This is a genomic window from Nostoc commune NIES-4072 (genome assembly GCF_003113895.1).
GTDB lineage: Bacteria > Cyanobacteriota > Cyanobacteriia > Cyanobacteriales > Nostocaceae > Nostoc > Nostoc commune.
The window spans coordinates 227,828-247,434 of sequence record NZ_BDUD01000001.1 but is presented as its reverse complement, the minus strand read 5'-3'; the positions used below and the strand labels follow the sequence as shown (position 1 = coordinate 247,434).

16 protein-coding genes are annotated in these 19,607 nt (G+C 41.1%); 9 read left to right on the top strand and 7 right to left on the bottom strand.

What is annotated here, in order from left to right; translation table 11 throughout:
* Window positions 1-278: 278 nt before the first annotated feature.
* A complete protein-coding gene (locus CDC33_RS01060; RefSeq protein ID WP_109006914.1) occupies window positions 279-2,171 on the top strand; it encodes a tetratricopeptide repeat protein in 1,893 nt (630 codons plus the stop codon).
* A 191-nt stretch (window positions 2,172-2,362) separates the two neighbouring features.
* Here CDC33_RS01060 and CDC33_RS01055 read toward each other — a convergent pair whose 3' ends face one another.
* Window positions 2,363-2,860: a pentapeptide repeat-containing protein gene (locus tag CDC33_RS01055; RefSeq protein ID WP_109006913.1), complete on the bottom strand. Its 498-nt coding sequence runs from the start codon at window positions 2,858-2,860 to the stop codon at window positions 2,363-2,365.
* Between the two features lie 315 nt (window positions 2,861-3,175).
* Between CDC33_RS01055 and gcvT the strand changes: the two genes are divergently transcribed.
* From gcvT to gcvP, 3 genes are all read left to right on the top strand, one after another.
* Complete coding sequence (gcvT, locus tag CDC33_RS01050) at window positions 3,176-4,312, top strand: glycine cleavage system aminomethyltransferase GcvT (RefSeq protein WP_109012389.1); 1,137 nt, start codon at window positions 3,176-3,178, stop codon at window positions 4,310-4,312.
* A gap of 129 nt (window positions 4,313-4,441) precedes the next feature.
* Window positions 4,442-4,831, top strand: coding sequence for a glycine cleavage system protein GcvH (gene gcvH, locus CDC33_RS01045; RefSeq protein ID WP_100899443.1), 390 nt, complete (start codon window positions 4,442-4,444; stop codon window positions 4,829-4,831).
* A 197-nt stretch (window positions 4,832-5,028) separates the two neighbouring features.
* Window positions 5,029-8,022 carry an aminomethyl-transferring glycine dehydrogenase gene (gene gcvP / locus CDC33_RS01040; RefSeq protein WP_109006912.1) on the top strand — a complete coding sequence of 998 codons (2,994 nt, stop codon included), beginning with the start codon at window positions 5,029-5,031 and terminating at the stop codon, window positions 8,020-8,022.
* A 243-nt stretch (window positions 8,023-8,265) separates the two neighbouring features.
* On the opposite strand, the gene CDC33_RS01035 is transcribed toward gcvP, so the two are convergent.
* Window positions 8,266-8,829, bottom strand: a complete 564-nt coding sequence (locus CDC33_RS01035) for a Uma2 family endonuclease (RefSeq protein WP_109006911.1) — start codon at window positions 8,827-8,829, stop codon at window positions 8,266-8,268.
* 45 nt (window positions 8,830-8,874) lie between these two features.
* Here CDC33_RS01035 and CDC33_RS41095 point away from each other — a divergent pair, with 45 nt between their 5' ends.
* Window positions 8,875-9,003: a hypothetical protein gene (locus CDC33_RS41095; RefSeq protein WP_280524388.1), complete on the top strand. Its 129-nt coding sequence runs from the start codon at window positions 8,875-8,877 to the stop codon at window positions 9,001-9,003.
* Here CDC33_RS41095 and CDC33_RS01025 read toward each other — a convergent pair.
* The 5 genes from CDC33_RS01025 to CDC33_RS01005 all read right to left on the bottom strand — a co-directional run bounded on the left by CDC33_RS01025 (window position 8,996) and on the right by CDC33_RS01005 (window position 15,164).
* A complete protein-coding gene (locus CDC33_RS01025; protein WP_109006910.1) occupies window positions 8,996-9,865 on the bottom strand; it encodes an SDR family oxidoreductase in 870 nt (289 codons plus the stop codon). The two genes, CDC33_RS41095 and CDC33_RS01025, sit on opposite strands and share 8 nt — an antisense overlap.
* 88 nt (window positions 9,866-9,953) lie before the next feature.
* Window positions 9,954-10,697: a tetratricopeptide repeat protein gene (locus CDC33_RS01020; RefSeq protein ID WP_109006909.1), complete on the bottom strand. Its 744-nt coding sequence runs from the start codon at window positions 10,695-10,697 to the stop codon at window positions 9,954-9,956.
* A 433-nt stretch (window positions 10,698-11,130) separates the two neighbouring features.
* Entirely contained in the window at window positions 11,131-12,825 is a 1,695-nt protein-coding gene (gene crtO, locus CDC33_RS01015; protein ID WP_109006908.1) for a beta-carotene ketolase CrtO, read from the bottom strand.
* A gap of 104 nt (window positions 12,826-12,929) precedes the next feature.
* A complete protein-coding gene (locus tag CDC33_RS01010; RefSeq protein WP_109006907.1) occupies window positions 12,930-13,685 on the bottom strand; it encodes an LmeA family phospholipid-binding protein in 756 nt (251 codons plus the stop codon).
* A gap of 102 nt (window positions 13,686-13,787) precedes the next feature.
* Window positions 13,788-15,164 (bottom strand): cytochrome P450, encoded by a 1,377-nt coding sequence (locus CDC33_RS01005; RefSeq protein ID WP_109006906.1) that lies wholly within the window; start codon window positions 15,162-15,164, stop codon window positions 13,788-13,790.
* Between the two features lie 560 nt (window positions 15,165-15,724).
* Between CDC33_RS01005 and CDC33_RS01000 the strand changes: the two genes are divergently transcribed.
* From CDC33_RS01000 to CDC33_RS00985, 4 genes are all read left to right on the top strand, one after another.
* Window positions 15,725-17,938, top strand: a complete 2,214-nt coding sequence (locus CDC33_RS01000) for a phosphoketolase family protein (RefSeq protein ID WP_109006905.1) — start codon at window positions 15,725-15,727, stop codon at window positions 17,936-17,938.
* A gap of 226 nt (window positions 17,939-18,164) precedes the next feature.
* Window positions 18,165-18,437 carry a hypothetical protein gene (locus tag CDC33_RS00995; protein WP_109006904.1) on the top strand — a complete coding sequence of 91 codons (273 nt, stop codon included), beginning with the start codon at window positions 18,165-18,167 and terminating at the stop codon, window positions 18,435-18,437.
* A gap of 88 nt (window positions 18,438-18,525) precedes the next feature.
* Window positions 18,526-18,789, top strand: a complete 264-nt coding sequence (locus tag CDC33_RS00990; RefSeq protein WP_109006903.1) for a type II toxin-antitoxin system ParD family antitoxin — start codon at window positions 18,526-18,528, stop codon at window positions 18,787-18,789.
* A gap of 5 nt (window positions 18,790-18,794) precedes the next feature.
* Complete coding sequence (locus CDC33_RS00985; protein WP_109006902.1) at window positions 18,795-19,118, top strand: type II toxin-antitoxin system RelE/ParE family toxin; 324 nt, start codon at window positions 18,795-18,797, stop codon at window positions 19,116-19,118.
* Window positions 19,119-19,607: the final 489 nt, after the last annotated feature.

Below are 19,607 nucleotides of genomic sequence, written 5' to 3'. Positions count from 1 at the left end.
AGCGATCGCCCATCAATTCTAACTTAAAATGGCGATCGCTCTCTCTTACTTATTTCTTCTCTACGAGACGCTGAACGCGCCCTTTGCGCCCTTCTCTGCGAGACGCTGCGCGAACGCGGTTCGATTCTCAAACTTGAGGTTCACAAGCTCAAATGGCAATCCCTAACGGAAAGCCATTGCTTTTAAAGGTTTCTATACAAATGGTATTTTTACCCAAAATAGAGGGGATTTCTAAATGAAGACAAAGTAGAATTAAAAATAAATATCATAAGCTGTTTATGCAATGGGCTAATTTTCTAGCCGAAGAAGCTGCTGATCATAGCTTATCTCTAGAGCAAACAGCAGCTTTTTTAAAGTATTATAATAATGAGAATTTAGGTAAAAGTGAAGCTAAACTTCTCAGCGAATTAAACGTTGATGTTGCTGCTTTCAGAAAGCGGATGAGTGAGATATATGAAAAATTCGCTCAGAGTTATCCTGAGTTAGCTATTTCTAACAATCGGGACAAACTAGAAACGTTACAAGCTTACCTGAGGGCGAAATATAATAGCGAATTGGATGTCCTCAAACCATCGGCGGCGATTAAATTATTAAAAGCGCTGGTGGTTCGGGAACGACTGCAACAAGAACCTTGGGTTGCGAGAAGAATTTGTAAATTTTTAGAATATTTGCCTTTAGCGCTAGAGTTAGTAGGGCGATATCTGGATAAAATGCCAGATTTGTCTCTGGAAACACTGCTGAAGCGGCTAGAGAAAAAACGAGTGGAACATGAATCAGTACTCAATACTAACTCATTGATGTCTTATGAATACGGTGTCGCTGAAGCTTTTGAATTAAGTTGGGAACAGTTGGATGAAAATGCACAAAGCTTTGGCTGTTTGCTAAGTTTGTGTGCTTTAGCTGACATTCCCTTATCTCTTGAGACGAGAAAAGATAACAATAAACAAGAACTTTGGCAGAAAGCCATAGCCGATTTACTAGAATTACACTTGCTACAACAGAAAAGTAAAGGAATTTATTGTCTAAATCCCCTCATTCGACAACTTTTTAAAATGAAGTTGGATAAGTCAAATGAGGGGGATGAAGCAAAAAGTAACTTTGCAGCGATGATGTTAGAGGTAGCAAAGCTAATTCCGCAACAGCCTAACCCTGAAGATATTCTCAACCTCACTCCACATATCCCGCACATTATAGAAGTTGCAACCCACCTATCCCAGTATGTAGGTGATGAAAATCTAATTACTCTGTTTACCAAATTGTCCTGGTTTTATCAAGGTCAAGGACTTTATCAGCAAGCAGAATATTGGTTGCAACAGTGTGTAGAACTAACTCAAAATCGTCTTAGTTTAGAACATACCAATGTCGCTGCTAGTTTGAACAATTTAGCAGGATTTTACAAATCTACAGGACGCTACAGCGAAGCTGAAACTTTGTATCAGCAAGCTTTAGAACTGAGCAAACGCCTGCTGGGAGACAACCATCTTGATGTCGCTACTAGCCTAAATAATTTAGCACAACTTTACGATTCTACAGGACGTTACAGCGAAGCCGAACCTCTGTATCACCAAGCTTTAAAACTAAGAAAACGCCTGCTGGGAGAAGAACACACTGATGTCGCCACTACCCTAAGCTATTTAGCATTACTCTATGAATCGATAGGACGCTATAACCAAGCCGAACCTTTGTATCAGCAAGCTTTGAAACTGTGGAAACGCTTAGTGGGAGAAGAACATCCCCATGTCGCTACTACCTTGAACAATTTAGCAGCATTGTACTGTTACACAGGACGCTATAGCAAAGCTGAACCCTTGCTTAAAAAAGCTTTAGAAATGAGAAAACGCTTGCTGGGAGAGAACCATCTTGATGTCGCTACTAGCCTGAATAATTTAGCACAACTCTACGAATCTACACAACGCTACAGCAAAGCCGAACCCTTGTATCAAGAAGCTTTAGAAGTGAGTAAACGCTTGCTGGGAGATAATCATCCTGATGTCGCCATTAGTCTAAACAATCTCGCAGCACTCTACCGTAATACAAGACGCTACAGGAAAGCCAAACCCTTATTTGAGCAAGCTTTGAAAATTTGTGAACAAACTTTAGGTGTAAGTCATCCTACTACTATGACGATTCGGGCAAATTATGCCAGCTTTTTAAGAGAAGCATATCACTAGCGTAGACGCATTAGCGTTGGCGTTCGCGGAGCGTGTCGCAGACAAGCCTCTCGTAGAGAAGCGGTAGCGACGTTCGCGTAGCATCTCCAAGAGTTGGAGCGTCAGCGGCTTGTCGTTAGACATCGCTGCGCCTAATTCATAATTCATAAAAAAAATATCCCCCTCTCCTCCAGCGAAGAAGGGGATAAATTCTACTTACATCCTAAAGACTGGCGAGTATCTACACCAGTTTTAGAATTAACACCACTTGCCTTAACACAAAGTTTTTTCACTTGCGTCCCATCTAAAATTGCATTCGTAAAATCAGCATCTTTGACATTTACATCATCAAAAATAGAACGCAGCATCATTGCATCAGTCAATACAGCATCACTTAAATCAGCATCCTTAAACTGTGTTAGATAGGCTATGCCTTCACTAAAATCAGCACCATGCAGATTTACTCCCTCCAGCAGAGTACCGTTAAACACGACACCACGTAAGTCAGCATTGCTAAAATTAGCATTCTCTAATTTGAGATTGGTAAACTCAGTACCAACTAAACTTTGACCAGAGTAATCCTTGCCCTTGAGTTCATCATTACCCACAGAACGGGTAATACTAGAAGAACTTGCAGCTTGCGCCGATAGGGGAAACCAAAAAAGAACCATCGCTAAGACAAAGCTAGCTAACAGTCGCCAATATTTCATAATGTCTTCTTAATAAATCTCAACACTTGCACCATTAACTATTAAAGCTTATGGAAGGGGATAAGGGAGTGGGGAGTGAGGGAGATGGAGGAGCAGAGGGGACTTGGGGACAAGGTGACAAAAGTTTAGAACTTCCAACAAGTCTTTCCCCTTGTTTCCAATTCTCCTTGTCCCCAAGTCCTCTTTCCCATGCCCAATGCCCAATGCCCAAATTCAATACATAAGACTGTAAAACCAGAAAGCATCTCGTAGGATTATAGATGTTGAGGTGCGATGCCTAATGGCAAGTTGCTCCGCATCTACGCAAAATTACCTGTGGCTAATCAAGAAGACAACGCCCAATCTCTGGCGCGAACCCCTTTATATCAACTGGGTGTAGAACTTAAAGCACGCTTTACCAGCTTTGGCGGTTGGGAAATGCCTGTGCAATTCAGTGGCATTAGCCGCGAACACGAAGCTGTAAGAAATACAGCCGGAATGTTCGATATTTCTCACATGGGCAAATTTACCCTCCAAGGTAAAAACCTCATTTCCCAACTCCAGCCTCTAGTGCCTTCAGACTTGAGTCGTTTGCAACCCGGTCAAGCACAATACACCGTATTGTTAAATCCCCAAGCCGGAATTATTGACGATATCATTGTTTATTACCAAGGTGAAGACACCATTGGTATACAGAAGGCATTCATCATCGTCAATGCGGCAACCTCTGCTAAAGATAAAGCATGGCTATTGCAACACCTTGACTTAGATAAAGTGCAATTCCAAGACCTTTCACCAGATAAAGCCTTAATTGCCGTGCAAGGGCCAAAAGCGATTAAATACCTCCAACCTTTAGTGCAAGAAGACTTACAACCAATCAAAGCCTTCGGACATCTAGAAGCAACCCTACTAGGGAAACCTGCTTTCCTGGCTCGCACAGGTTACACCGGAGAAGATGGCTTTGAGGTGATGGTAGACCCAGATGTGGGCGTAGAATTGTGGTTAAGTCTTTATAATGCTGGTGTTATTCCCTGTGGACTCGGTGCGAGAGACACTCTGCGGCTAGAAGCAGCGATGGCACTTTACGGACAAGATATCGATGACACCACCACACCTTTAGAAGCAGGTTTAGGGTGGCTAGTTCACTTAGATACCAAAGGCGAATTTATTGGTCGGGAAATTTTAGCACAGCAAAAAGCTACTGGAGTGCAGCGCCGATTGGTGGGTTTGCAAACCCAAGGACGCAACATTGCCCGTCACGGCTATCAAGTGTTATCAGCAGGTAAAGTTGTGGGAGAAATTTCCAGTGGCACTCTGTCGCCTACACTGGGTTATCCCATTGCCTTAGCTTACGTTCCTACTCAATTAGCAACCATCGGTCAACAGCTAGAAGTCGAAATTCGCGGCAAAGCTTACCCAGGAGTTGTAGTTAAACGTCCCTTTTATCGGTCAAAAAATCGTGTCGCCAACTGATAAGCGTCGAGGTTTTTGAGGAATAATGTGTTGTGAGTTAGTCAATGTACATACAGTAAGGTTCATTACTAAATATGGCTTTGATGACTGTTAAGGCAATAATTTTTTTGATAAGGGAGAGGAAGTGATATGTCTTTTGAATATCCTCAAGATTTCAGATACCTGGATTCTCATGAATACGTGCGAATAGATGGTGAAATTGCCACCATTGGTATTACTGAATTTGCTGTACATGAATTGGGCGATATCGTCTTTTTAGAACTGCCAGAAATTGGTGACGCTCTTACTAGGGGAGAAAACTTTGGCACAATTGAATCAGTGAAAGCCGTTGAAGAACTGAATTCACCAGTGACAGGAACAGTTATAGAACGCAATGAAGCTTTAATTAATTCTCCTGAAGACGTATCAGAAGACCCTTACGGGGAAGGGTGGTTTTTGAAAGTGCGTGTCAATGACCCTGATGAAGTTGAGGATGCCTTGACAGCAGATGAGTATCGCGCACAAGTAGAAGGGGAGTAGGGAGTAGGGAGTAGGGAATGGGGGATAAAGGGGACAAGGAGGATAAGGTAAAATTTTCTCCCTTGTCTTTCCCATATCTCCAATCTCCTACTCCACCCGAAGATAATTCATGAAATTTAGATGAACTAAAAAGTTACACTCACTTCTCATGAGTATTTATTGCAAAATATGAAATAGTACCATCTGGAGAGTAATTTGTGGTAATAAACGCCCCTATTCTCAAGTCTAATGAGCAGCAAGTGCTGGACGAAAAAAGTCAAAAAAGTCAAAAGTTAAGTAGTTTTGTGCCAAGACATATTGGCCCTAACTCCGACGATATCCAGCAAATGCTTAAGGTTTTGGGGTTTCCCAGTCTGGATGCCCTAATCAACCAAACAGTCCCGCAGGCAATTCGGCTGAAGCAACCGTTAAAGTTACCAGAAGCCGAAAGTGAGTATGCAGCACTGACATCATTAAAAAAAGTTGCTGCCAAAAATCAGGTTTTCCGTTCATACATCGGTATGGGATATTACGACACTATTACCCCACCTGTGATTGGGCGTAATATCCTAGAAAACCCTGGTTGGTATACTGCCTACACTCCTTATCAGCCAGAAATTGCCCAAGGACGACTAGAAGCACTGCTAAATTTCCAAACCCTGATTATCGACTTAACAGGTTTGGAAATCGCCAATGCTTCCTTACTTGATGAAGCCACAGCCGCAGCTGAAGCGATGAGCCTAAGCTATGGTGTTTGTAAAAATCAGGCAAATGCCTATTTCGTCTCTGATGATTGTCATCCCCAAACTATCGACGTGTTGCAAACACGCGCTAGACCATTAGGGATTAAGGTTATTGTTGGCGATCATCAAACATTTGATTTTGATCAACCAATTTTTGGAGCTGTTCTACAATACCCCGCTAGTGATGGGACTATTTACGACTACCGCGCTTTTATAGAGAAAGCCCATGCTAAGGGTGCATTGGTGACGGTAGCAGCAGATCCTCTAAGTTTAACCTTGCTTACCCCTCCTGGGGAATTTGGCGCTGATATTGCTGTGGGTAGCACCCAACGCTTTGGTATTCCGTTGGGGTTTGGGGGGCCTCACGCGGCATACTTTGCTACGAAGGAAGAGTATAAACGGCTGGTTCCAGGGCGAATTGTGGGAGTATCAAAAGATGCTCAAGGTAAGCCTGCATTACGTCTTGCCTTGCAAACCCGCGAACAGCACATCCGCCGCGAAAAAGCTACTAGTAATATTTGTACTGCACAGGTGCTACTGGCGGTAATGGCGAGTATGTACGCCGTCTATCATGGGCCAGATGGACTTAAGACAATAGCTCAGAAGATACATTCCCGGACTTTGATTTTGGCAGAGTGGTTGCAGAGACTAGGTTACAGCATTAGTTCTAAACCTTTCTTTGATACGCTACAGGTGGAGTTAGGAACTAAACCTCTGCAAGAAATTTTACAAGCTGCTGAAGCCCGTCAAATTAATCTGCGTATTTTTGATACATCTACTGTTGGTATCTCGTTGGACGAGACTACCACATTGGATGATGTGCGAGATATATGCCGGATTTTTGCAGGGACAGATGAGTTACGGTTTGCTTTGAATATCCAAGAGATGGAATGGATAACTCAGCAATCAGGTTTAAGCGGTGAACCATTTAGCCGTCAAAGCACTTATCTCACCCATCCTGTATTTAACCGCTATCACTCAGAAACTGAGTTGTTGCGCTATCTGCACAAGCTTGAAAGCAAGGATTTATCGCTAACGACATCGATGATTCCTTTGGGTTCTTGCACAATGAAGTTGAATGCTACTGCTGAGATGATTCCGGTAAGTTGGGAGGAATTTGGCAAGATTCACCCGTTTGCACCTGCGTCGCAAACTCAGGGTTATCAAATCTTGTTTGAGCAACTTGAGGCATGGTTAGCTGAAATTACCGGGTTTGCTGGTATTTCTCTACAACCAAATGCTGGTTCTCAGGGTGAATACGCCGGACTTTTAGTAATTCGTCAATATCACGAAAGCCGGGGTGAAGCACACCGTAATGTTTGTTTGATTCCCACTTCGGCACATGGAACAAACCCAGCAAGCGCCGTGATGTGCGGGATGAAGGTGGTGGCTGTTGCCTGTGACTCACAAGGTAATATTGACGTTGATGATTTGAAGAGTAAGGCAGAAAAATACAGCAATGAACTAGCTGCTTTAATGGTGACATATCCCTCAACTCATGGTGTTTTTGAGGAACCAATTCAGGAAATCTGCGCTGTTGTCCATAGTCACGGTGGACAAGTTTACATGGATGGGGCAAATATGAACGCCCAAGTGGGGATTTGCCGTCCTGGAGATATTGGCGCGGATGTCTGTCATTTAAACTTGCATAAAACCTTCTGTATTCCTCATGGTGGCGGTGGCCCTGGTATGGGGCCCATTGGCGTAGCCTCTCATCTCGTGCCTTTTCTTCCCGGACATCCTGTGGTAGGAACTGGGGACTGGGGACTGGGGACTAGGAAAGAAGAAACTTCCAATTCCCAATCCCTAATCCCCAGTACCCAGCATATTGGTGCGGTGGCGGCTGCGCCTTGGGGTAGTGCTAGTATCTTGGTGATTTCTTGGATGTACATCGCCATGATGGGTGCAGATGGTTTAACCGAAGCAACTAAGGTGGCGATTCTCAATGCTAACTACATCGCTAAGAGACTGGAATCGTACTATCCGGTTTTGTATCAGGGGAAAAATGGTCTAGTTGCCCATGAATGTATTTTAGATTTGCGATCGCTCAAAAAATCAGCTGCGATCGAAATTGATGATGTCGCCAAGCGTCTCATGGACTACGGTTTCCATGCGCCGACTGTCTCCTGGCCTGTAGGGGGTACAATCATGGTGGAACCTACAGAAAGTGAATCTAAACAAGAGTTAGATCGTTTCTGTGATGCGTTGATTTCTATTCGCCAAGAAATCGCCGAAATAGAATCAGGTAAGGTGGATGCTCAAGATAATGTTTTGAAGAACGCACCCCACACTGCCGAAAGTCTCATCACTGGAGAATGGCATCATCCCTATTCTCGTGAACAAGCTGCTTATCCTGCGCCTTGGACTCGTGAGTATAAATTCTGGCCTGCTGTTGGTCGCATTGATGCAGCCTTTGGCGACAGGAATTTTGTTTGTTCTTGTCTGCCAATGGATGCTTATTCCTCATAAAACCATACAGTTTAGTTAAAGCTTGCTCCCCCCAACTGTCGTTTCCAGAAAGTTGGGGGGATTTTTTTAGCATAAACTCTCTTTTTGCGTCTGGGCGCTTCTGCTTGAGATAAAAATATTTATATACCACTTTTCGGTTGAGTGGAATACAGACCTAACCCCCAGCCCCTTTCCTACTAGCGTTGGGGAGTAAAAATTTTTGCGTCTTCAAGGGATGAGAGAGGAATGAAGGGAGAAGTCATTTTATCTGCCAAAGATTTCATTGACGGTAATGTTTACATTAGGGAAAGCTTTAATTGATAAACTTTGACTGCTAGCGAACTTTTGCATAAACTGATATCCTGCGGCTGTTGGTTGTTGATAGACTTCGACAATTTGCTCGTTAATATCTACTAACCAAACTTCAATTATGTTTGCTTCTGCATATAAAGGAATTTTCTCTTCCCGGTCATACATCACAGTGGAATCAGATACTTCAATTAATAAAAAAATATCCTGGGGTTGGGGATGTGCAGTGGCGTAGAAATCATCACGGGGTTTAAGTAATGCGACATCTGGCTGAGGTTCTGAGTTATTGTTCAGTTCCACAGGGTCTTGAATAGCGATGAGAACTCTATCCCGTAACTTCTGAGACAAGAGTTTGTTTAACCGTTTCACACAAGCAGCGTGTTTTGTCCCAATAGGCGACATATCAATAATCTCTCCCCCAATCAATTCCACCCGGTCATCCTCTGTGAGAATCCCCGACTCAACCATCTTATGATATTGCTCAACTGTGAATTTCCGTCTTAGCAATTGTACAGTCATGATCACCTCCACTGTTGCCTTATCTTTTAATTATTGTCCAAAATTATGAACTCACCACCTAAACCACCCAGTAAAATCAATTCCAGAGGACATCCCACAGATTTTGAGCAAATCATTCAAGCCAAAAGCCATAATTTTGTCGGTCGTAAATTTGTCTTCACGGCTATTAAATAATTAATTCCTGCAATTCTTCCTTTACAGATAAAGGCTGATACCCCAATGCAAAAGCTTTGGAACTATCCAAAGAAACATCTGCTGGTCTAGGCGCTGCCATTTTCATATCTTGTTGACGGCAGGATTTGAGCTTGGTGGCGGGAAGTTTAAATACCTCAACTAATAGCTGCCCAAAATCATAACGCGAAATCCGATCTTTTCCACCTAAGTGAATGATGCCGTTAACTTTTTCTAATGCTAATAAAAGTCCTTTGGCGGCAGTTGTTCCACTTACTGGGGTGCGAAATTCATCAATAAATAAATTTAGTTCTTTTTCTGCTTGTAAAGTTTGAATAAATGGCTGAATAAAACTTTTAGCTGTGGGTGTTTCTGCACCAAACATTAACGGCATCCGACATACTGCTGTCATGGGATATCTTTCTAGCATACCTGCTTCCGCCATGACTTTTTGCTCACCGTAAAGATTGACAGGACACACGGAATCTGTTTCTCGATAGGGAGCATTTAAACCATCAAAAACCAAATCGGTTGAGGTAAAAGCACAAGGAATAGAATTATCCGCGCAAATTCCGGCAATATTGCATGATGCTATAACATTAATTGCGTGCGATTCTTCAGGGTGGGTTTGACAAAAATTTGGTTGTGATTGTGCGGCAGTATGAATCACTGCTGTTGGTTTTATATCACTAAATATACGCTGCAATTCCTTAAATTCTGTTAAGTTCACTTTTAGCATTTTGATGCCAGGAATCTCTAGAGAATGGGAAAAATAAGTGCCATAAATCTCCCATTCTTGTTTTGCAAGCTGGCAAATATGCCATCCTAAAAAACCACTTGCCCCGGTAATTAACAATTTTTTCATGTCTAATTGTAAACCGCTCAAGAGAAACCTTTATTGCTACAGTAAGCTTACATTTTATACTGTTATACTGACTGCTGGTTCCAGAATTCTATTGCAGTAATTCCTGAAATTGCTTTGCGCTACGCACTTTGCTAAAGTCTGGGTCAGTTTTTGCTAACTTCTTGTATTTATCAGGAACAAACTGGATTGCTTTATCTAGGTTCTCAATTGCTAATTCGAGATTACTTTGTAAAGCATAAGAGCAAGCTTTGTTGTAATATGCTTGGTGCAAATCCGGCTTTATGGCGATCGCTTTATTATAAGACGCGATCGCATCTTGATAACGGTGTAGTTTTGTCAGAGCAATGCCTCGGTTAATTAAGGCTTCAGACTTGTCGGGTTGAATAGCGATCGCTTTGTCGTATGATGCAATAGCGTCTTGGTAGCGTTGCAACGATGTTAAAGCGATGCCACGATTATACCAGGCTTCATATTTGTCGGGTTGGATAGCGATCGCTTTGTCGTAGGATGCGATCGCGTCTTGGTAACGTTGTAAGGATGTTAAAGCTATGCCACGGTTAATCCAAGCTTCAGGACTCTCAACTTTGATAGCGATCGCTTTATCATAAGCTTTTATTGCATCTTCGTAACGGTGTCTATCTAATAAATTATTCCCTTGATGAAAGAAATCTTCTACTTTTTGAGTAGCCTTAGCTTCTATGAAAAGCTGGGTTACGTTACTTTCCTGCACAACTTTTGTAGTATTTTCTGTTGATGAGTTTGCCCCACCACTACAGCCAAATGCGAAGAAAACTATCAAGCTAGATGCAACCAAGCAGCGCCGAAAAACCATGCTGTACCTACAAAACTTATAAAATGATGTTAAAAACTGTTTGTTTTCTGAGTATTATCAAAATACACTACTTTTTACCCATTAATTTCCTTATGTTCTAAGAAATAACTTTGTTGATAATGCATATAAGCTGGTCAAACTCAAGTGTATGTTACATTATCATATTAAATACACATAAAGCAATTGTTTAGAGCCTGTTTCACTCAAAAAACAATCATTTGTGTTGCTATCGCAATCTGTGCAGGAGTTACAAACAAAAAGATCCCCAACTTTTTTAAGAAGTCGGGGATATGAGCCTCTAGGTGGAGAGGCAATTAAATAGAATTGCTATATATACTAGACATCATGAAATTAAATATGCGTTATCTAGAACCCTTGTAGAGACGTAGCACTGCTACGTCTCTACATTCATTTTCACTCCTATGTCTAAGGCTTAACTAATCCCAAACACTGACTCGACAGTTGACTTAATCGAATCGCGTGCATCTTTCAAAGTTTGGCTAATGGGATGCTTTGCCTGCAAAAATACACGGGCACAATTGCGTCCCGGCATTCCCGAAATCGAACCACCGGGATGAGTCCCTGCACCAGTCAAAAATAGATTCTCAATTGGCGTTTTATAGTTCGCTATTTCTGGCAAGGGACGGAAAAATACCATCTGATCTAAAGTCATGTCAACATGGTAATAATTCCCTTTATACGCACCTAATCTTTCTCCTAATTCTGCTGGACTTTCTACACGACGGGCGATCGTTGCATTCTTGACATTTGGTGCATAATCTGCCAACTTATCAACCACTCTATCTGCAACTTTGTTTTTCAATTCATCTGTCCAACCAGTACCTTTTAAACCAGTACCTTCTGCACCAGCAATTTGGTAAGGAGCAAAATACTCAATCCATACGGTGTGCTTACCTGGTGGTGCTAATGTGGGATCTAAGTAGCTAGGCATGACCACATACATTGATGGGTCAGCATCAGGGATCTCTCCCAAGGTGCATTTACTATGAGCCTGTTCTACATGAGCCACTGAATCAGCAATCAAGATCGAACCAACGAGATATTCGTCTTTGTGGGCGTGGTATGGAAAGCGCAGTGGTTCGTCTAAAGCTAAGTCTATCTTGAGGATAGTTTCGTTATTGTTAACGATGCGGCGTTCTAATCTTTCCCATAAGTCAGGATCGGCTCCATCGATATCGCTTTTATCAGTCATTTGCAAAAATAACCGCTTGGCATCAATATTAGAAATAACCCCGTATTTAGCGCGATATTCGGTGTTACCAGCCACTCGTACACCAACAGCTTTTCCATCATCAATTAGAACTTTTTCAACATGCTGATCTGTGAGAATAACGCCACCTTTACTTGTGACTAAATTCACTAAAGCTTTCACTAGTGCGCCAGTTCCGCCGCGTGGTCTGGCCATTCCAGGGTTGTGACGCATTGCCATCATAATTGCACCAATGGCAAGGGTTTTTTGCGATGGCGGCGCACCAAGTTCTGCTGCAAGTCTTGCTAATGGCGCTTTTAGAAATTCCTCATCAAACCACTCATTAAGTAAATCCTCAGCGCTGGTTAACATAGTGCGAATAAAGTCCAGCGTTTTATTCGGGGAACCAATCATCGAAAACAAATCTTTTAATTTTTTGATATCGTAGTTACCAACGATATCTATAATTGACTTGGGCGGTGCATTAAACATCGGAACCATTGCACCGATCGCTCGTTGCCAATAGTCTACAAATTCTGCGTATTTTTTGGCATCACGTTCATTATAACGAGCGATTTCTGCACAAGTTTTTTCCAGCGACTTATGTGCTAAGAAATACTTACCATCAGGATGAGGACAGAAAACAACTGGATCACACTCCAAATAATGCAAGCCGTATTTTTCTAGTTCTAATTCTTCAACAACTGGCCCCAAGTGAATAAATTCATGGTCAATAGCGCACAAGTTAAATTTAAATCCAGGAGCCTCTTGTGGTAAACACTCTTCAGTTGTTGCTGCACCGCCTGGAACAGAACGCTTTTCTAGTAACAGGACGCTATAACCAGCTTTCAGCAAATAAGCTGCACAAACTAGTCCATTATGTCCAGCACCGATAAGTACAACATCATACTCTTGCATAGTTGGAATTTAGAAATAAGTAGCTTTCTAAATATTAGAAACATTTTACTACTTTTACATCATCCTTCAGTAGCAAAAATTATCTTTAACTATTGCCAATACTACTAAGGAGATAATATTTCTGATGATGGTATTTGCCTCATTTGAGTTTCTACGAGAAGCACTAAACTACCAGTTTCTACTTTTATATCTTTAATATGAAATACCATATCTTCCCATTTAAAAAATGGTATATTCATCCATTCTTTGGCTTTCTGCATTAAAGCTGTAACTACTTCTAAGGAAATTCCGCCTCCCTCAGTGCAGTTAAAACTCTCCAGCATCGCAGGTTGTGAATGAGTCCGTGGGCGGGCGATCGCAGTGTAAGCCAAAGGGCGAGTATTTCCCTTTTCCTTTAACAGTACTCTTCCCCTACATTCTATTTTGCCATCACCAGGTAAAAATATTTCGATTTTTTGTGCCTCAAAACTCACAATTCTGCCATCTACATCCAAATCAAAATCTTGCAACTTGCTGCGAACAAAGTCTGATGCCAAGGTGCGGTTCATATCTACTTCTGTGAGTATAATCCGAGCAATGGCATTTACTGGCTCATTGAGTTCTATTTGTCCAAAAAGAGCGCTTAAGGGATTGATGTTGATACTTTCTGTTTGCAGTTTTATTTCCTGTACGCGAACGTCTTTTTCGATTACTAATCCTTGGCCTGCAATCGAAACTCCATCCGCCTGTCCCTGAACTATTTTAAACAGATCGGTTTGTACATCTATTTCTATTTCTTCTACTTTATCTAGCTTTTCGGATATTCTTCTTTCAGCTTCCTGGGATAGAAATGTTTCCTCCAACCGATGCTCATCAGGCATGAATTAATAATCTCCTAAATGTCCTCTTACTATTTACTGTAAAGGCTAGATGCTAACGAGCGGATCTATATTGCGGTATATGCAAATAGGAGGATTAAGTAATTAAGTAGAAAGTATTGTTTGTTTTTTAAGTTTTGCTTTTTTGGTAACAACCATTTTTACACCGCCGCTAGGGACAATGGTAATACCACGACGGACTGGATGCACTGGACGTTTATCAGTAAGGCTTAGTTCAAAATGGGATAAGATTATCGCTGTTACTAATTTTAGTTCATACATCGAAAATGCCGCACCGATGCAACCGCGATAACCTCCACCGAAGGGTAAATATTCATAAGGTGAAAATTTTTGGTTGAGAAATCTTTCTGGACTAAACTGTTCTGGTTCTGGGTAAGTATTGGCTCGGCGATGTGCTAGATAAATACAAGGAACTAAAACTGTTTCTGATGTAAATTTATGCCCCATAATTTCCACACTATCTTTTACCATTCGCGGTGTGCAAATTAAAGCAATAGGATGAATTCGCAGTGTTTCTTGACAGACGGCGGTGAGATAAGGTAACTCTGTAATTGCTTCAGGATTTGTGAGATCAGCCAAGGTGTTTAGTTCTTGCATTAACCGATGTCTCACTTTTGGATGAGAGTGAATTAAATAAAATATCCAGGCTAATACACCAGATGTAGTTTCGTAACCCAACAGCAATAATGAAACTAGTTGATCGCGTAATTCCTCATCTGTCATTTGTTGTCCATTTACGTCACGCGCTGACATCAGCATACTGAGAATATCTGTACGCGCAGCATTATTTTGCGAACGTCTTTCATAAATTTCTGCATAGATGAGTTTGTCAATCTGCTCTCGTCTTTTTAAGAAAATTCCCCAAGGACTCCATGCACCTAAATCTTTTTGCAGCAAAGGAAAGAAAAATAGGCTAGAATACCAAGGTTTAGTTACATCTTCTAATAAAGAACTCAATTTTTCTTTTAATTCTTGGTAACGCGCACCATGAGTAATACCAAATACCACTTTTAGGATAATTTCTAAAGTGATATCTGACATTAAGCTGTGTACACAAATATCTGTACCTGATGTCCAATTTTGTGTAACTTCTTCAGTTATTTGACAAATTACTTGTCCATAAGATTTTAAATTATCCCCATGAAATGCTGGTAATAATAACTGCCGTTGTTGTTGGTGCGATCGCGCTTCTTGAAATACAATAGAATTCTCTCCAAATAAGGGTTTAAATACATGGGTTGCTTTCTTAAAATCTAACTTTTGTGCAGGTATAGCGAAACAATCACTAATTGCTTGAGGATCGCTAAAAAATACTATTGGTGGTGACTTTAAACCCATTACCCGCATTGTGAAAATATCGCCATAGTTGGCGGCACAATTTTCTAAGGTTTTTGTGGGTTTAGCAATTAATTGCAGAGTTTGTAGTAATGCTGGTGTGCGTAGTTTATCAAGTACTTTCATTGTTGGTTCGATTTTTTAGGATTTAGTAAGCTAACAATATTTAACAAGCTTTATCTAATGCTTATTTATCCATAAATTTTCTTTAAAAAAATTAAAGCAAGTTTTTAAGGGAGTTTTATAGATGATACTTTTATTACTTAAAACAGATTGGCAAATAAATACTATTAATTTTTCTAAGGATAATAATAGTATTTTTTCTGAATCTTTAAAAGCATTTACGAAAAAAACTTACTAAATATATTTTGGATAGATGCCCCGTTAAATTACATCTTTTGATTATATTCAAATATTCTGTATTGGTGTATAATAGCAATCTTAAAATCCATTATTTTACACTTGCAATATATTCAAATCATCCATAGCCCTTTTTTAATGAGTACTATGGGGGATTATGTAGAAGCATTGAAAATCAATCTACATAATTTTCGTGCGTAACCATTTAAAGTACTTATTCTAACGTCGCAAAAAAGCAATAAACTGTTACAACCTCCAAGATGTAAAATTTTTGTTAAATTCAACAAGCATCTACAGTTTTATCTAATCGTCAAAAGGTACTCAGCATGACTGCAATCTCCCCAAAGGCATCTTCAGCGCTTCCTAATTTTTCTGAAGGAATTCAATATTTTGGTGAAGCACTACCAGATTTTGAAACTTATGGCGCAACACCTGCTATAGAATCGGGCAAAGTAGCGATCGCATCTCCCACTGACAAAGCAGCTGTATATCAAACTTTACTTGCTGCTGATGCCTTACGCTACCTAACTTTGCAAGTTACTGCTAGTAAAGCTTCTGGGCATCCCGGCGGATTCGCCAGCCAAGCAGAAGCTTACGCATCTCTTGTCATGCTGGGATACAAAAACATTATTACCGAAGTGGGACACCACGCCCCTGGATTTTATAGTGCCATGTTCTTGGATCGTTCGCTAGAGGACATGGGAATTTTTACAGTCCAAGAATTGCGCGATCGCTTCCGAGAAAAGCACGGACTTTTAGGACACCTTTCTGGTTTCATCCCCGGTATTCTCGCACCTGCGGGGCCTTTGGGACAAGGGCAACACTTTGCAATGGCGGCTGCACTATTGCACAAAGATAAGTTGTTCCCCTTTACAGTTGGTGATGGTGGATTGGGTGAGCCTTATATTGTAAGTGCGATCGCTCACTTCCATACAGCTTATCCTGCTGTCACCAACTTCTTACCGGTGTTGGTGTGGAACGGTTACAGCCAAGAACATCACAGCATGGTTTCCCTGAAAACTAACGAACAGATGCAAGCATATTGGCAAGGTAACGGTTTTGATGAAGTGGTGTTAGTGGATGCCAAGGATTTTGACGATCAAAATCAACCAGGGGATTACGTTGATAGTACCGCCTTTTCCTTTGAGAAACGCCTAGAATTTACTCAAGCAGTACTTTCAGGTGTAGATAAAGCAGCGCGATCGGCATTGGGTGGTAAACTTACCGTCTTCATTATTAAACAACTCAAAGGTGCAGGAGTCCATGCGCGGGGTGCAAAATCTCACAACCTGTATCCTAAAGATACGCTGGATGCAACCCATATTGTTAGTGCATTGCAAACCCGTGCTTTATCTGCGGAAGCTTGGCAATTAGTCAGAACAAATGCAGAACGCGCCGGTGGTGGCCCAGCAGCGAAAACTGTGGTGACAGAATTTGAATTTCCATTACCAGATTTAGGCGAATTACCTTTAGAAGAATATGCAGTTGGTGGCGAACCCAAAGTTTCCACAACCGCAATGGGACGATTGGTAGGAATAGTAGGAAATAAAGATCAGAATTTCCTCGTCACCAACGCCGATGGTAACGAAGCATCAGGAATTGCCAACATTAACCAAGCATTAAAAATTATCCACCCCACAACCGACGACTTATATAATCAAGCACCAAATGGGCAAGTTTATGAACCATTGAGTGAAGATGCTTGTGCTGGTTTAGCTGCCGGTTTGGCGTTAATGGGTGCAAGAACTTTGTGGTGTTCTTACGAATCTTTTGCCATCAACGGATTACCAATTTGGCAAACTGTGACTCAAGCAATGGCAGAATTGCGCCGTCAAACTCCTTCAACTATTACTTTATTCACAGCAGGCGCATTAGAGCAAGGGCGCAACGGTTGGACTCACCAACGTCCCGAAATTGAAGCTTACTTTGCTTCGTTGATGCGAAATGGAAATGTTTTCCCATTATTTCCGCCTGATGCTAATAGTATTCAAGCTTGTTATGACTGGGCGTTGAAAACTAAGAATAAGGGAATTGTGATTACAGCGAGTAAATCGCCATTGCCAATTCGCACAACTTTAGAACAAACTCGTCAAGGGTTGCGCGATGGTGCAGTGCTATTACATGAAGTTGCTGGTGATAGACAAGTTGTATTTGCTGTAATTGGCGATATGACATTAATGCCAGTATTTGAAGCTGCTGCTTTCTTAGAAACTGAAGGTATTGGTGCGAAGATAGTTTCTGTCATCAATCCTCGACAATTGTACCGTAGCCATGATACTGCTTGGGATACTTGTTCTGAACCCGAAGGCGGTTTCTTGGATGATGCGAAATTTGCCGAATTATTTGATGGTGATGCGTTAATTGCTGTTACTGGTGGTGCGGCGGGGATGCTAGAACCGATTTTGTTACGGAGTACAGCCAAGCGCGACACCTTTGCTTGGAAACGTGGGGAAACTACAGCCAGTGCTGGCGAGTTGATGGCGTTTAATGGATTGACTGCTGAAGCGTTGACGAAACGTGCGATCGCGTTAGTGCATTAAATGATATTGCATAAATGGGGGATGATTTTATTGAATTTTCTTTTGCGTGAGACATTCATCCCTAGATTTAGCAACGCCCATTAAATAAAGCTGGAATTCTTTCTACTTTTATCGCATTTATACGTATAGAAACGCTGAAAATTGCGTCGGAATGCGTATATTTGCGTTTTTTTATTGAAGAGAACTTAGCAGGCAGGAAAAATGGGAGTAGATTTGCTGAAATTCTTTGACAAAAGCTGGTTTTGATGTCGCAAAAGCTAGTTTTGATGTCGCAAAAGCTGGTTTTGATGTCGCAAAAGCTGGTTTTGATGTCGCAAAAGCTGGTTTTGATGTCGCAAAAGCTGGTTTTGATGTCGCAAAAGCTGGTTTTGAAGCCAGAAACTTAGTTTACAAGTCGCAAAACTTGATTTTTGTAGCTAGAACGAAGGGTGATATTTTTATCTGGAAGCGTGGGGAATGTGGAGACTTGAGGAAAAGTGCGATCCGTTTAGTAGATTAAAGTTTCATTTTTAGCCGCAGATACACTGATGGCATAAAATGGCAAAAACTGCCATAATGTAGAAAAACAGATTCAAAAACTAACCCTTGTGAAAAGTATAAATATTTCCTTACCTGACGCCATGCGAACTTATATAGAAGAACAGGTAGCTCAAGGTAGTTATAGCAGTGTCAGCGAATATTTTCGTGAATTAGTGCGGCAAGACCAAAAACAGAGAGCTAAAGAACGTCTAGAAACAATGCTTCTGGAAGGATTAAACTCTGGGAATGCAACAGAAATGACTGTTGAAGATTGGGAAGATATCCGTCAAACAATCCGAGAAAGAATGAACAAACATCAAGATGCAATTTAGCCGTGATGTTTGAAATAAAAAAAAGACCTCAAGTTATCCGGGACTTAATAGACTTAGCAACGTACATAGCACAAGATAACTTAGATGTTTCAGACAGGTTTTTAACAGCAGCCGAAGCAACATTTAAACAATTAGCAAAAACCCCAGCTATTGGCAAACTATGTCAATTTACTCATCCCAATCTAGCAGAAATTCGACAAATATCTATTAAAGGATTTCAACGATATCTTATCTTTTACCGCATCACAGAATCAGCAATTGATATTCTACGAGTCATTCATGGTGCAAGAGACATTGAATTAATATTTGATGAAGACTTAGAAGTATAGCCTATTCTGCAATTCGCAATTCGCAATTACGTTTTGTGACGGGGATTTAGACCCCGACACAAAACGTGCTGCCTATCTTGCTGGGGACTTAAACCCCCAAAGTTCGTTAAAGGCAGAACTCTGTAGAATCGGGCAAACAATTGCTGAATTTGATTTACTGATTGCTAGTGTTGCACTTGGAGGAAACTACACTATAGTAACAAACAATACTCGTCACTACGAACGCATTAACGGATTAAAACTGGACTCTGCTTTAAAAACTCAACATTAGTTAGTCTCGATTATTTGACTGTATGCCATTATAAATTATATTATCAGGTGCGATCGCGCAATTGATCTCTTACCATAAACCATATTTTTACCCCTGTTGAGATATTGCAATTAAATGATATTGATTAACTACTTTTGAAGTCCATATCACTAACTAGGACACTCTGACATATCTCATATACATTAATGTTTATTCGTGATCAGGATTTAGCTGGTAAT